Raw genomic sequence first — 13,540 nt, 5'->3', positions numbered from 1 at the left:
TCCCCGTCGCTGTCCCGCCGCCGCCCTCGCCCGCACCCCCTCGCACGATCCGCGCAACTTCGGCGAAACTGCTGCCTCGTTCCGTGCTGAGGCAGCAACTTCCCCGAACCTGCGCGGATCTTGGCTCTTCGACGTGGGCGCGCGGGGGCGACGTGTCGTCACCCCTCTCGGACGGCGAGGAGGCCGAACAGGTCGGGGACTCCTCCTGGGCCTGCCTCGGCGACCCGGAGCAGCCGGAGACCGGCCGCCACTGTCGAGTTGACCAGGTCGGCGAGAGGGAGGTGCCAGGCGCCGACCCGTACCCGGACGCCGCTGGTGTTCCAACTGTCGAAGCTGCGCGACCGGTCGGCGTATCGCTCGTCGACAATGACGCTCGGATGCCGGCCCCAGTCGGCGAACGCGCCCACGAAGCACGGGTGCACGCCCACGTGCACGAAGCGACCGCCGGGGCGCAGCACACGGGCGACCTCGCGCAGCATGGCCGGGTAGTCGGGCATGTCGGTGCTGGCCAGCACGCACATCGCGGCTGGCAGCGACGCGTCGGCGAACGGCAGTGCGGTCGCGTCGCCCCGCGTCACCGGCAACCGCCCGCTCGCGTGCCGCAACTGCCCTCCGGACAGGTCCACGCCCATCGGCGTCCAACCCAGACGGCCGGGTACGGTCGCGTGCGCACCGGTGCCGCAGCAGATGTCTAGGCAGACACCCTCGCCTGGGCCGAGCAGGTCCTCCACGGTGGCGTGCACCCGGCGGAGATAGTCACCCCCGCCCGAGATGAAGCCCTCGTACCAGTCCGCGTGGGCGTCGTACGCCGGTGTGCTCGTCGTTCCCATCCGTCGATGCTAGGAATCGGAGACGCCCATGCCGTGCCCGTTCTTCTGCGGGCAGACGTGCCGGCGTCTGCCACTACGGGGCCGCCGCGGACGGGCGTGCTCCCTTATCCTCGATCGATGCGGGATCGCCGGGTGGCGCTGGTGTGGGCGGCCTTCGTCGTCGTCGCGCTGGTGTCCTGCGTGCTCGTGCTGCGCCGCGATGACCACCTCTCGGACCTGCACATCTACTACGGCGCACTGTCCGATCTGCACGCCGGTCGCCCGCTGTACGAGTTCAAGGCGGCCAACGGTGGGCCATTCACGTACCCGCCGTTCGCGGCACTCGTGCTGGGTCCGATCACCGCCGTGAGTGAGGGCGTACTCCAGGGGATCTGGCTGGTGGCGACGTGCGCGGCGGTCGTCGCCGTCGCCGGTGCGGTCGGTGTCGCGCTGACCACCCGGCAGTCCCGGCGACCGCTCGTGGTGGCGGTGGCCGCCACGGTGCTGATGCTGTCCGCGCCGGTGCAGAGCAACCTGCGCTTCGGTCAGGTCAGCATCTTCATCGTGCTGATGGCCCTGCTCGACGGGATGGGCGTCGTCCCACCCCGGTTGCGCGGGATGTTGGTGGGGGTCGCCGCGGCGATCAAGCTGACGCCGCTGCTGTTCGTGGTCTACTTCGTCGCCACAGGCCGCTATCGCGACGCCGGGCGTGCGGTGGCGACCTTCCTGGCCTGCGCGGCTCTCGCCGCGGTGGTGTTGCCGGGGGAGAGCTGGACGTACTGGACCGTGGCCGTGCGGCAGACCTCGCGGATCGGCAACCTCGCCTCGCTGGGCAATCAGTCAGTGCATGGGATGTTGCTGCGCGTCGGCGTCGACGAGGCGACACTGCCCCTGCTCTGGGCCGGTCTGGCGGCGCTCGTGTGCGCGGCGGCGCTGCTGCGGGCCCGGCAGTTGACGGTGGAGGGCCGTCCGGGGCACGCGGCCGTGCTGGTCGGCTGCGCGACCGTCGCCGCGTCCCCGGTGTCCTGGACCCACCACCAGGTGTGGCCGGTGCTCGCCGCGATGCTGCTGATCGGCGCGTCCGGCGTCGCCCAGCGCGCCGCCGGCGTGGCGCTGCTCGCCGCGATGGTCGTCTCGTTGGGTGCGGTCCTCAGCCCGGTGTCGGCACGGCCGGGCGTGCAGTTCCTCTTCGAGAACGCCCGCGCGATCGGGGTGTGCCTGCTGTGCCTGGTCGGCTTCGGCGGCGTCGCGGTCGCCGCCACCCGAACGGCTCGCCGGCCTGCCGGCGGGCGGGGCTGGTTGCGGGTGGGTGTCACGGCAACGGTGGCGGTCGCGTTCTTCGCCGTGCAGCCGCTGCCCGCCGGGGCGGACCCCACCTTCAAGGCGTACGCCCTCGATGACGTGGTCAACCCGCGATACTTCTTCGTGTGCCGTGGCCCGGTCGAGTGTGCCGCCTACGGCACCGACGCGCCGGTCACCTTCGGCACCCGCGCCGAGAAGACCAAGGTTCGGGTCAACGGCGTGGTCTCCCCGCAGGTGACACGCCTGGAATATTTCTCCGCGCCCGGCGGGGCGCCCCGGGCCATCCCGCTGCTCGACGCGTACCCGGGTAGCCGGACTTTCTCGTTCCGCTCGGCGAACATGGCGCAGGGGCGGCTCGTCGCGTACGCCTCGGACGGTCAGGCGATCGCCAGCTACGACGAGGAACTCGCCGCCGCCCTCCGTACGACCACCCGGTAGGTGATCGGGCAGGGCGGCGGCGTAGCTCAGCGGGTCGCGGCGGCCAGGGCGGCGCGCAGCTTCTCGGCGTCACCCGGTGCCGGGTGCTCCCAGTCGGTCGGCGTGGCGGCGTAGATCGTGCCGTACGCCGGGGTGTCCGGCTGGTAGCGCCACCCCTCGGCCAACGGGCCCACGTCCACCGCGTCGTAGCCGATCCGGTCCAGGAAGGCGGTCACCTCGGCCTTCGCGGCGGCGTCGTCGCCGGCGATGGCGATGGCGCTGCGGTCGGCCGCACCGGACGGGCGGGGAAGCTCGGCCAGGCCCTTGTAGTAGATGTTGTTGAAGACCTTGACGACCCGCGAGTCCGGCAGGTGCCGCTGGAGCAGTTCGCTGCTGGTGGTCTCGCCCGAGTCCAGCTCCGGGAAGGCCCCGTCGCGCTGCGGGTAGTAGTTGTTGGTGTCGATGACGACCTTGCCGGCCAGCGGCTCGACGGGCACGGCGCGGTACGCCTTCAGCGGCACGGTGACCACCACCAGGTCGCCGACCTGAGCCGCGTCCTGTGCCGTGCCGGCGCTGGCGTGCTCGCCCAACTCGTCGACGAGGTCCTTCAGCGTCTCCGGGCCTCGCGAGTTGCTCAGCACCACGTCGTAGCCGGCGTCCACCGCCAGCCGGGCCAGGGTGCCGCCGATGTTGCCACTGCCGATCAGTCCCACAGTTGTCATGTTTGATCCAACTCCGTCCACCCGCGAGGCATTCCGGTTGCCCGGTGTCGATCGGCTGCGCAGACTGCCGGGCATGCGCTGTCTCGTCGAGGACCTCGCGACCTTCGCCGTCACGGCGGGTGCCTGGCTGCGCCGCGAGCCCGTCCTGCACAACGTACTGCTCACGCTCGTCGCTGACCGGCTCTCCGGTGACGTGCCACTCTCCGGTGACGAGCGGTTCGTGCGGGTGGTCGATGGCGGTGAGACGGTGGGCGCGATGGTGTGGACTCCGCCGCGCGGGCCTTTGCTCGCCGCGATGCCGGTCGGGGCCGCGCGAACGCTGGCCGAGCACCTCGTCCGGGCGGCGCCGCTGGTCGAGGTGCACGGCCCGGTTCCGGCCGCGGGCGGGTTCGCCGAGCGGTACGCCGAGTGCGCCCACCTGGTGGCCGTACCCGGAACTGCGCAGCGGATCTTTGCACTGGACGCGGTCCGGCTGCCGACCGGCGTGCCCGGACATGCCCGACCGGCGACCACGGCGGACCGCGACCTGCTGGTGTCCTGGGCGGTCGCGTTCGCCGCGGAGACCTCACCCGGCCGTCGACCCGTGGACCTGTCCGGGCAGGTGGACGCCCGGCTTCGGCACGGCCTGCTCTGGCTCTGGGAGTGGGCCGGCAGGCCGGTCTCGACGGCCTGGTTGAGTCGACCGGTCGCCGAGGTGGTTCGGGTCAGCGGGGTCTTCACGCCACCAGGGGAACGAGGGCGCGGCTTCGCCAGTGGCTGCGTCGCGCACGTCAGCCGGCACGCGCTCGACGCCGGCGCGACGACCTGCACCCTCTACACCGATCTGGCGAACCCGACCAGCAACCGCATCTACCAGGCACTCGGCTACCGCCGCGTGGCGGAAGCAGCCCAGTGGCGCTTCGCGCCGCCCTCAGAGGTGTTGATCAAGAGGTTTGCGTCGGAAACCGACCCCGGGCTGACGCAAACCTCTTGATCACCGCCGTCAGGCGGGGAGGACCTTGTCGATGGCGGCACCCAGCTCGTCGGCACCGGGCTCGACCGTGGGGGCGAAGCGGGCGGCGACCGTGCCGTCCGGGGCCACCAGGAACTTCTCGAAGTTCCACCGGACGTCCCCGGTGTGCCCGTCGGCGTCCGGGGTGTCCACCAGCGCGGCGTAGAGCGGGTGCCGGTCGGGCCCGTTGACGTCGACCTTCTCGGTCAGCGGGAAGGTCACCCCGTAGTTGACCTGGCAGAAGTCGCTGATTTCGGCGGCGCTGCCCGGCTCCTGCCCGGCGAACTGGTTGCACGGCACGCCGAGCACCACCAGGCCACGGTCGGCGTAGGTGTCCGCGAGCGTCTGGAGGCCGGCGTACTGCGGGGTGAGGCCGCAGCGGGAGGCCACGTTGACGACCAGCAACGCCTTGCCGCGGTAGCGGGCCAGGTCGGCGGGTCCACCGTTGAGGGCGTCGATCGGGATGTCGAAGACGGTCATGGGCCGAGGTTACGCGCCGGGCGCCGAGCGGCCGGGGGACGGGCCCGACGGGTGCACTCCATGCACCAGAGGAAATCGAAACATGCACATCTTGACGAAGTGATGACGCCGTGAGTACCGTCTCACCATCGCTTTTGGAAAGTTTCCTAACAGTTCGGGAGACGCCTCATGAAAAGATCGCTCCGCCGGGCCCTCTGGGCCGGTGCCGTGGTCGCCGTGACCGTCGCTGCGGTACCGGTGACGACTGCCTTCGGCGCCGGCACGGTCACCACCACGTTCACCAGGGCACAGGACTGGGGGACCGGTCACGAGACGAGGGTGACCGTCACCAACGGATCAAGTGCCGCCATCAGCACCTGGCGCATCGAGTTCGACCTACCGTCGGGCACCACCATCAGCAGCGCCTGGGACGCCGACGTCACCAGCAGCGGCAACCACTACGTCGCAGTCAAGAAGAGCTGGGCCGGCGGCATCGCGCCCGGTGCCTCGTTCAGCTGGGGCTACAACGGCACCGGTGCCTACAAGGCGCCGCTGAACTGCACCATCAACGGTGCCGCGTGCGGCGGCGGAACGCCCCCGCCGACCACCACGCCACCCACGACCACGCCGCCGACCACGACGCCACCCACCACGCCCCCGCCCACCACGCCGCCGCCGACCACGCCGCCTCCCGGTGGCAAGAAGGTCGTCGGCTACTTCGCCGAGTGGGGCGTCTACAACCGCGGCTACCACGTCAAGAACATCCAGACCAGCGGCTCGGCCGCCAAGCTGACCCACATCCTGTACGCCTTCGGCAACACCACCGGTGGCCGCTGTTCCATCGGCGACACCTACGCCGACTACGAGAAGGCGTACACGGCGGCGGAGAGCGTGGACGGCGTCGCTGACACCTGGGACCAGCCGCTGCGGGGCAGCTTCAACCAGCTGCGCAAGCTCAAGCAGATGAACCCGCACCTCAAGGTGATCTGGTCGTTCGGCGGCTGGACCTGGTCCGGCGGCTTCACCCAGGCCGCACAGAACCCGGCCGCGTTCGCCGAGAGTTGCTACAACCTGGTCGAGGACCCGCGCTGGGCGGACGTCTTCGACGGCATCGACGTCGACTGGGAGTACCCGAACGCCTGTGGTCTGACCTGTGACACCAGCGGACCGAACGCGTTCAAGAACGTGATCAGCGCGCTGCGGTCGAAGTTCGGGTCCAACGCTCTGGTCACCGCCGCCATCACCGCGGACGGCAGCAACGGCGGCAAGATCGACGCCACCGACTACGCCGGCGCCATCGGCAACCTCAACTGGCTGATGCCGATGACCTACGACTACTTCGGGGCGTTCGCCGCGCAGGGTCCGACGGCACCGCACTCCCCGCTCACCTCGTACACCGGCATCCCGCAGCAGGGCTTCAACTCTGACGCGGCGATCCAGAAGCTCAAGAGCAAGGGCGTCCCGGCCAACAAGCTGCTGCTCGGCATCGGCTTCTACGGTCGCGGCTGGACCGGCGTCACCCAGGCCGCACCGGGTGGCAGCGCCACCGGAGCGGCACCGGGCACCTACGAGGCGGGCATCGAGGACTACAAGGTCCTCAAGAACACCTGCCCGACCACCGGCACCATCGCCGGCACCGCATACGCCAAGTGCGGCAGCAACTGGTGGAGCTACGACACTCCGTCGACCATCAACGGCAAGATGACGTACGCGAACAACCAGGGCCTCGGTGGCGCGTTCTTCTGGGAGCTCTCCGGTGACACCAGCAACGGCGAGCTCATCGGCGCCATCAAGGGCGGTCTCGGCTGAGCCGATGCCGGCGCAACACCCACACGGCGGGGAGGGGCCCGCACCGTCCCTCCCCGCCCGTGACACCACGGCCCGGCCGGCGCCCAGCGTCGGCCGGGCCGCCGTCATTGGGCTGACCCAGCTCGATGTGGCAGACTCGCGGCTCGGCACGTCTCGATCTCGATGGCACCGGCGACGGAGGTGGTCATGCGCCCGACCCACCGCAGGCTGGCGGCAACCGCCGCCGGGCTGGTGCTGCTGCCGGTCGCCCTGGTCGGCTGCGGGATCGGCGGCGACGACACCAAGGCCGAGCCCACGCCCAAGCCCGCGCGGGCCCCCGCCGAGGAGGCCGCCGCCCGCTCCCGTGAGCGCGTGCAGGCGTACCTCGACGCGATGACCGCGAAGGACGTCGCCGCCGGCCGCAGCCAGCTCTGCGCTCTCCTGCACGACGGCTTCGACCTGGGTGCCACCGGGCCCAACGGTGACTTCGCCGACCACTTCCAGGTGCCGGAGGCGGCCATCACGGACATCCGGTCCGGTCCGCTCGGGCAGGAGGTCAGCGTCTCGGTCTCGGTCACCGCCGGCAAGCGCACCGTCACCCGGCCGCTGGTGTTCACCGTGACCCGCGACGGCAGCGACTGGTGCATCGCCGGAGAGGCGCCCACCGGCCCGCCGGGTGCCAAAGCGCCGCCGACCGGCGTCGCCCCCACCCCCGCGTCCTGACCTGCGCCGGGCGGGTTGATCTCCCATCTGCCGGAACCGTCCCCCTCGCCGCCCGGTCACCCCGACCGTCGCCGTACGCTTTCTGTCATGCGCCATGAGTGGCATCAGCTGAGCCATCCCGCGGTGAGCAGCCCGGGCCTGCAGACCAGCCGACCGACCGTCGACTCCGCCGAGGACGCCGCGCTCGGGCTGGACCGATGGCGGGATCTGCCCCGCGAGCAGGTCCCACCGTGGTCCGACCCGGCCGCCGTCGCGGCGGTCTGCAAGGTCCTCGACACCGTGCCGTCGGTCGTCGCGCCCTATGAGGTGGACCAGCTCCGGCAGAAGCTCGCCCTGGTCTGCGAGGGCAAGGCGTTCCTGCTCCAGGGCGGTGACTGCGCCGAGACGTTCGTCGACAACACCGAGAGCCACCTGCTGGCCAACGCCCGCACACTGCTCCAGATGGCGATCGTGCTCACCTACGGCGCGTCCCTGCCGGTGGTCAAGGTCGCCCGGGTGGCCGGGCAGTACACCAAGCCCCGCTCGCTGCCCACCGACGCACGCGGCCTGCCCGCGTACCGCGGCGACATGATCAATTCGCTGGAGGCCGACCCGGCCGCCCGGGTCGCCGACCCGCAGCGCATGATCCGGGCGTACGCCAACTCGGCGGCGGCGATGAACATGCTCCGGGCGTACCTCGCCGGTGGGCTCGCCGACCTGCACGCGGTGCACGACTGGAACAAGGGCTTCGTGAAGAACTCCCCGGCGGGGGAGCGCTACGAGGCGATCGCTCGGGAGATCGACCGGGCGCTGGCGTTCATCCGGGCCTGCGGGATGACCGACGACGAGGCCCTGCGTACGGTCACGCTCTACTGCTCCCACGAGGCTCTGGCCCTGGAGTACGACCGGGCGCTCACCCGGGTCTCCGACCGTCGGGCGTACGGGCTCTCCGGGCACTTCCTCTGGATCGGCGAGCGCACCCGGCAGATCAGTGGTGCGCACATCGACTTCATCTCCCGCATCGCCAACCCGATCGGCGTCAAGCTCGGCCCGACCACGTCCCCGGACGAGGCGATCGAGCTGTGCGAGAAGCTCAACCCGGACAACATCCCCGGGCGGCTCACCTTGATCAGCCGGATGGGCAACCACCGGGTACGCGACGCGCTGCCGCCGATCGTCGCCAAGGTCACCGCCGCCGGCGCCAAGGTGGTCTGGCAGTGCGACCCGATGCACGGCAACACGCACGAGTCGTCCAACGGCTACAAGACCCGGCACTTCGACCGCATCGTCGACGAGGTGCTCGGCTACTTCGAGGTGCACCGGGGGCTGGACACCCACCCCGGTGGGCTGCACGTCGAGCTGACCGGTGAGGACGTCACCGAGTGCCTGGGCGGCGCCCAGGGCATCGAGGACCTTGACCTGCCCGACCGGTACGAGACCGCCTGCGACCCGCGACTGAACACCCAGCAGTCGTTGGAGTTGGCGTTCCTCGTAGCGGAGATGCTCCGTGGCTGACGCGAGGAGTGAGCTTGCGAGCCCCGCAGTCGGCAGCCGAAAGGACAACAGTGGCTGACGCGAGGAGTGAGCTTGCGAGCCCCGCAGTCGGCAGCCGAAAGGACAACAGTGGCTGACGCGAGGAGTGAGCTTGCGAGCCCCGCAGTCGGCAGCCGAAAGGATGATCATGGCTGATCTGTTCGTGGACCTGCGTTCCGACACGGTGACCCGGCCCACCGCCGGGATGCGGGAGGCGATGGCCACCGCCGAGGTCGGTGACGACGTCTACGGCGAGGATCCGAGCGTCAACGCGCTGGAGGCCGAGGTCGCCGCGTTGTTCGGGCACGAGGCGGCACTGTTCGCCCCGAGCGGGTCGATGGCCAACCAGATCGCCCTGCAACTGCTGGTGTCGCCCGGCGACGAGCTGCTCTGCGACGCGGACGCGCACGTGGTCACGTACGAGATCGGCGCCGCGGCCGCGTACGGCGGGATCTCCTCGCGGACCTGGCCTGCGGTGGGCGCGGACATCGACCCGGAGGTGGTGGCCGGGATGATCCGGCCGGACGGCTACTTCGCCGTTCCGACCCGCGCGATCGCCGTCGAGCAGACCCACAACCGGGGCGGTGGCGGCGTGATTCCGCTGGCCACCCTGCGGGATCTGCGGGGGGTCGCCGACGATGCGGGTGTCGCGTTGCACTGCGACGGCGCCCGGATCTGGCACGCGCACGTCGCGGACGGGGTGCCCCTGATCGAGTACGGCCGGCTGTTCGACACGCTGTCGGTGTGCCTCTCCAAGGGCCTCGGCGCGCCGGTCGGCTCGCTGGTGGTGGGCAGCGCGGACAAGATCGAGCGAGCTCGGATGATCCGTAAGCGGATGGGCGGTGGCATGCGTCAGGCCGGCATCCTCGCCGCGGCCGGTCGGTACGCCCTCGCGCACCACGTCGACCGGCTGGCCGACGACCACGCGAAGGCGGCCCGGCTCGCCGAGGCGGTCGCGCCGTTCGGCGTGCTGGCCACCACGGTGCGCACCAACCTGGTCGCACTGGATCTCACCAAGCACACCCTGGACGCGCGGGCCCTGGCCGCCGCGGCGCGGGCCGAGGGCGTACTCATCTCGGTGCTCGGCCCCCGCACCGCTCGCCTGGTCACCCACCTGGGCCTCGACGAAGCGGCCATCGACCGCGCGGTCGCGGCCCTGCCCCGCATCCTCGCCGCGTCCTGACCTCCGGCCGGCGCCCTTGCACGACCCGGTGATCCAGCGCCCTCCCACGACCTGGTGATCAAGAGGTTCGCGTCAGATTCCGGCCTCCGGATGACGCAAACCTCTTGATCACCGAGGTGAGGTCAGGGGTGGGGGTGTGCGCGGGTATCAGGGGGCAGGGGCCAGGCGGGTCAGGGTTGTTATGTCGGCGGCGTGGCCGATCTGCTTCTCGCTCGGGGTCTCCACGACGAAGGGGACGCCGGCGGTGGCGGGGTGGGTCATCAGCTCGGCGAAGGCGGGCTCGCCGATGGTGCCCTTGCCGATGTTCTCGTGCCGGTCCCGGGTGGAGCCGCACAGATCCTTCGAGTCGTTGGCGTGGACCAGCCGCAGCCGGTCCGCACCGACCGTGGCCACCAGCGTGTCCAGGGTCGCCGTCATGCCGCCCTCGGCCGCCAGGTCGTGACCGGCCGCCCAGGCGTGGCAGGTGTCGAAGCAGACCCCGAGCATGGGGTGCCGGTCCACCGCGTCGAGGTAGGGCCCGAGCTGCTCCACCCGGGAGGCCAGTGACCGACCACCGCCCGCGCTCGGCTCGACCAGCAGCATCGGCCCGCCGGCTTCGGCGGCCCAGTCGAGCAGCGGCAGCAACTCCTCGCGGACCTGTCGCATCGCCGCCTCGGCGTACCCCTCGTCCACCGAACTGCCGGCGTGGAACACCACCGCCTGAGCACCGATCGCCACGCCCCGACGCAACGCGTGCGCCAGCGTCTGCGCCGACTTCTCGACAGTGGCCGGGGTGGGCGAGCCGAGGTTGACCAGCAGCGAGGCGTGGATGAACGCCGGAATGCCCCGCTCGGCGCAGCCGTCGCGGAACAGGGCGTCCTGCACGGGGTCACCGTTGGGCAGCGCCCAACCCCGCGAGTTGGAGACGTAGACCTGCACCACCTGGGCGCCCGTCGCGTCGGCGTACGGCAGGGCGGCCTTGGCCAGCCCACCGGAGGTCGGAGTGTGCGCGCCCACCGGACGCGAGGTGACCGCCGGCATCAGAAGCACGTGAGGGTGACCGGGGTGCCCGGCGGCACCTGCGAATTCTCGCCCGGGACCTGGATCCGGACCACGGCGTTCGGGTTGACCACGACGGTCACCGGGAAGCCCTGGCTCTCCAACGCCTGCTTGGCCTGCTGACACGGCAGGTCAATCACCCGGGGCACGACGATCGCCGGCGGGCCCTTGCTGACGTCCAGCTTGACCTGGGTGCCCTTTTCCACGCCGGCGCCATCGGCGGGGCTCTGGCCGAGGATCTCGTCCCTGGGCTTGTCGGAGTCCTTGTAGGTCGGCACCAGCACCAGGTTGAGCTGGGCCAGAATGGTCCGGGCCTCGGTCAGGCTCTTTCCGACCAGGTTCGGCACCGACACCGGCGCCCTGCCCCGGCTCACAATGAGGGTGATCTTCGCGCCGGGTTTGACCTCGCTGCCCACCTTGGGGGAGGTGTCCAGCACAACCCCGGACGGCAGGCTGTCGTCGTAGCGGGAGGCTCCCTTGGCCACCACCAGCTTCACGTTGACCAGGTCCGCCTCGGCAAGCTCGAACTCCTTGCCGATCACGTCCGGCACGGGGAAACGCTCCGGGCCGAGGGAGAGGGTCAGGGTGATCGCGCCACCCTTGACGATCTTGGTGGCGGACGCCGGGCTCTGCGCCAGCACGCTGTCCTTCGGGGCCTGCTCGTCGAAGCGCGGCTCACCGTACTTCAGGGTGAGCCCGGCACGGTCGGCCTGCGCCTGCGCCTCGGCCTTGCTCAAGCTCACCAGCTGCGGGGCATCCGTGTAACGACCGACACCGAACCACCAACCACCGATCGCGGCCACCAGGCCCAGCGTCACCACCACGGCCGCGACGGCCAGCCGGCCGCGTGGGCTCGCCATCAGGGTGCTGCGCAGCGCTGCGAGTCGGGACCCCAGGCTGTCCGCGGGCTCCGGAGCGGCCCGACGTCGACCCGGCCCCTGGCTGCTGGCACCCTCGGGCAGCCGCGCCCAGGACGGGCGGTCGGAAGGGCGGACCGTCGCGACCACCATGGTCGGTTGAGAGAGTGGCTCGCCGCTCACCGGGCGGAGCACGGCGGTGTGGCTGTTGGCGTCGCCCAGGCGATCCCGGGCGACCTGCACCTCGGTCAGCAGCGCGCCGGCGTCGGCGGGCCGCGCGTCGGGATCGCGCCGAGTCGCCCGCTGCACCAGGTCGTCGAGGACCGACGGCAGGCCGGGCACCAGCGTCGAGGGTGCCGGCACGTCCCGGTCGACGTGCTGCCAGGCGACGTCCACCGGGCGGTCCCCGTCGTAGGGCACGCGGCCGGTGAGCATCTCGAACAGCACGATGCCGGCCGAGTAGACGTCGGTACGTGGATCGGCACGGCCCTCGGTGACCAACTCCGGGGCGACGTACGCCACGGTGGCCATCAGCTGGTTGCCCTGCTCCTCGTCGGCGCTCGCCTCGACCGCCCGGGCCAGCCCGAAGTCGGCCACCTTGACGACGCTGTCGACCAGGTTGGCGACGCCGCCGGTGGGTGCCTCGGCGACCAGCACGTTCTCCGGCTTGACGTCGCGGTGCACGAGACCGGACCGGTGCGCGGCGGCGATCGCGGCGAGCATCTGCTCGACGATGGCCAGCGCCTCGTCCGGGTTGAGCCGGCGACGCTCGGCCAGCACGTCGCGCAGCGTGCGACCGCGGACGTACTCCATCACCAGGTACGGCAGACCGGCGTGGGTGCCCTGGTCGTAGACCGCCACCACGTTCGGGTGGGTCAGCCGGGCGATGGTCTTCGCCTCGTCGGTGAACCGGGCCACGAAGTTGGCGATCCGGGCTCGGGCCTCCGGCGCCTGGGTCGGGTGAATGATCTTTACAGCGACGGTGCGCTCGAGGCGCTCGTCGGTGGCGGTGTACACGGTCGCCATGCCACCACGGGCCACGCGACCGCGAATGCGGTAGCGCCCGTCGATCAGCGAGCCCAGCAACGTGTCGGCGACCTGAGTGTCCATCGGCAGGGAGTCTATGTGTCCAGGGGGTGAAGGATGAACAGGATGCTACAGCCGTACGCCGAACTGGAACGTCCCGCCGCGCTCGCCGCCACTCACCCGCTGGTCAGCGACGCGTACGGGACCGGTCGCGGATCGGTCGTCCGGGGTGCCGGTGGCTCGTCGTGGCGACGACGTGGCAGGGTGGTCGGGTGACCGAACCCGTACCCGACCAGGCCGTCCCCGGCCCGGAGCTCGCCGGACCCACCGACCCGGCCGGTTGGCTGACCCTGCCCGACGTCGCCGAGCGCCTCGACGTGTCGATCAGCAAGGTGCACCAGATGATCCGTGACCGGGAGTTGCTGTCGGTCCGTCGCGACGGCGTCCGCCGGATCCCGGCGGACCTGGTGGCCAACGAGACAGTGCTCAAGCACCTGCCCGGCGTGCTCAACCTGCTCTCCGACAACGGCTACGACGACGAGGCCGCGCTGCGCTGGCTCTACGAGCCGGACGACACCCTCCCCGGCGCCACCGCCGCAGCCGCCCTGTCGGGCGACCAGGCCCGCGAGGTAAAGCGCAGAGCCCAAGCCCAAGCCTTCTAACCCCACCCCCACCCCCCCACGCAACGGACCACTGACCGTCTCCGGCTTCAC

General features: G+C 71.2%; 13 protein-coding genes. 8 read left to right on the top strand and 5 right to left on the bottom strand.

The genetic code is table 11. The annotated features are described in order from the left end of the window. Positions 1 to 158: 158 nt before the first annotated feature. The gene (locus tag KBX46_RS28065) at positions 159 to 830 is read right to left on the bottom strand and encodes a class I SAM-dependent methyltransferase (RefSeq protein ID WP_210794931.1); all 672 of its coding nucleotides are present in this window, start codon (positions 828 to 830) and stop codon (positions 159 to 161) included. A 117-nt stretch (positions 831 to 947) separates the two neighbouring features. On the opposite strand from KBX46_RS28065, the gene KBX46_RS28060 reads away from it, so the two are divergent. Next, positions 948 to 2,549, top strand: coding sequence for a glycosyltransferase 87 family protein (locus tag KBX46_RS28060; RefSeq protein ID WP_210794929.1), 1,602 nt, complete (start codon positions 948 to 950; stop codon positions 2,547 to 2,549). A gap of 26 nt (positions 2,550 to 2,575) precedes the next feature. Here KBX46_RS28060 and KBX46_RS28055 read toward each other — a convergent pair whose 3' ends face one another. Then, the gene (locus KBX46_RS28055) at positions 2,576 to 3,250 is read right to left on the bottom strand and encodes an NADPH-dependent F420 reductase (RefSeq protein ID WP_210794927.1); all 675 of its coding nucleotides are present in this window, start codon (positions 3,248 to 3,250) and stop codon (positions 2,576 to 2,578) included. On the opposite strand from KBX46_RS28055, the gene KBX46_RS28050 reads away from it, so the two are divergent. Then, a complete protein-coding gene (locus tag KBX46_RS28050) occupies positions 3,249 to 4,223 on the top strand; it encodes a GNAT family N-acetyltransferase (protein ID WP_210794925.1) in 975 nt (324 codons plus the stop codon). The genes KBX46_RS28055 and KBX46_RS28050 overlap by 2 nt on opposite strands. 9 nt (positions 4,224 to 4,232) lie before the next feature. On the opposite strand, the gene KBX46_RS28045 is transcribed toward KBX46_RS28050, so the two are convergent. Beyond that, positions 4,233 to 4,721, bottom strand: a complete 489-nt coding sequence (locus KBX46_RS28045) for a glutathione peroxidase (protein WP_099856077.1) — start codon at positions 4,719 to 4,721, stop codon at positions 4,233 to 4,235. Positions 4,722 to 4,889: 168 nt separating this feature from the next. Between KBX46_RS28045 and KBX46_RS28040 the strand changes: the two genes are divergently transcribed. The 4 genes from KBX46_RS28040 to KBX46_RS28025 all read left to right on the top strand — a co-directional run bounded on the left by KBX46_RS28040 (position 4,890) and on the right by KBX46_RS28025 (position 9,906). After that, complete coding sequence (locus KBX46_RS28040) at positions 4,890 to 6,509, top strand: glycosyl hydrolase family 18 protein (RefSeq protein WP_210794923.1); 1,620 nt, start codon at positions 4,890 to 4,892, stop codon at positions 6,507 to 6,509. Between the two features lie 186 nt (positions 6,510 to 6,695). Continuing rightward, positions 6,696 to 7,211: a nuclear transport factor 2 family protein gene (locus KBX46_RS28035; protein ID WP_210794921.1), complete on the top strand. Its 516-nt coding sequence runs from the start codon at positions 6,696 to 6,698 to the stop codon at positions 7,209 to 7,211. An 87-nt stretch (positions 7,212 to 7,298) separates the two neighbouring features. After that, positions 7,299 to 8,705, top strand: coding sequence for a class II 3-deoxy-7-phosphoheptulonate synthase (locus KBX46_RS28030; protein ID WP_088949414.1), 1,407 nt, complete (start codon positions 7,299 to 7,301; stop codon positions 8,703 to 8,705). A gap of 166 nt (positions 8,706 to 8,871) precedes the next feature. Beyond that, on the top strand, positions 8,872 to 9,906 hold the full coding sequence (locus tag KBX46_RS28025) for a low specificity L-threonine aldolase (protein ID WP_210794919.1): 1,035 nt from the start codon (positions 8,872 to 8,874) through the stop codon (positions 9,904 to 9,906). Positions 9,907 to 10,053: 147 nt separating this feature from the next. On the opposite strand, the gene KBX46_RS28020 is transcribed toward KBX46_RS28025, so the two are convergent. Together KBX46_RS28020 and pknB are read right to left on the bottom strand one after the other, a co-directional pair. Then, positions 10,054 to 10,926 (bottom strand): deoxyribonuclease IV, encoded by an 873-nt coding sequence (locus KBX46_RS28020; protein WP_210794917.1) that lies wholly within the window; start codon positions 10,924 to 10,926, stop codon positions 10,054 to 10,056. Beyond that, a complete protein-coding gene (pknB, locus tag KBX46_RS28015; protein ID WP_210794915.1) occupies positions 10,926 to 12,911 on the bottom strand; it encodes a Stk1 family PASTA domain-containing Ser/Thr kinase in 1,986 nt (661 codons plus the stop codon). Before pknB ends, KBX46_RS28020 begins: the two co-directional genes overlap by 1 nt. A 33-nt stretch (positions 12,912 to 12,944) precedes the next feature. Here pknB and KBX46_RS28010 point away from each other — a divergent pair, with 33 nt between their 5' ends. Next, positions 12,945 to 13,103 (top strand): hypothetical protein, encoded by a 159-nt coding sequence (locus KBX46_RS28010; protein ID WP_210794913.1) that lies wholly within the window; start codon positions 12,945 to 12,947, stop codon positions 13,101 to 13,103. Then, positions 13,100 to 13,489 (top strand): Rv2175c family DNA-binding protein, encoded by a 390-nt coding sequence (locus KBX46_RS28005; RefSeq protein ID WP_088949411.1) that lies wholly within the window; start codon positions 13,100 to 13,102, stop codon positions 13,487 to 13,489. The genes KBX46_RS28010 and KBX46_RS28005 overlap by 4 nt, the downstream gene beginning before the upstream one ends. Positions 13,490 to 13,540 lie beyond the last annotated feature (51 nt).

Origin of the sequence: Micromonospora sp. C81 (assembly GCF_018070425.1) — a bacterium.
Classification (GTDB): Bacteria; Actinomycetota; Actinomycetes; order Mycobacteriales; family Micromonosporaceae; genus Micromonospora; species Micromonospora zamorensis.
Note: the sequence above shows the minus strand (reverse complement) of the source record. Positions and strands in the feature narration are given on the sequence as shown.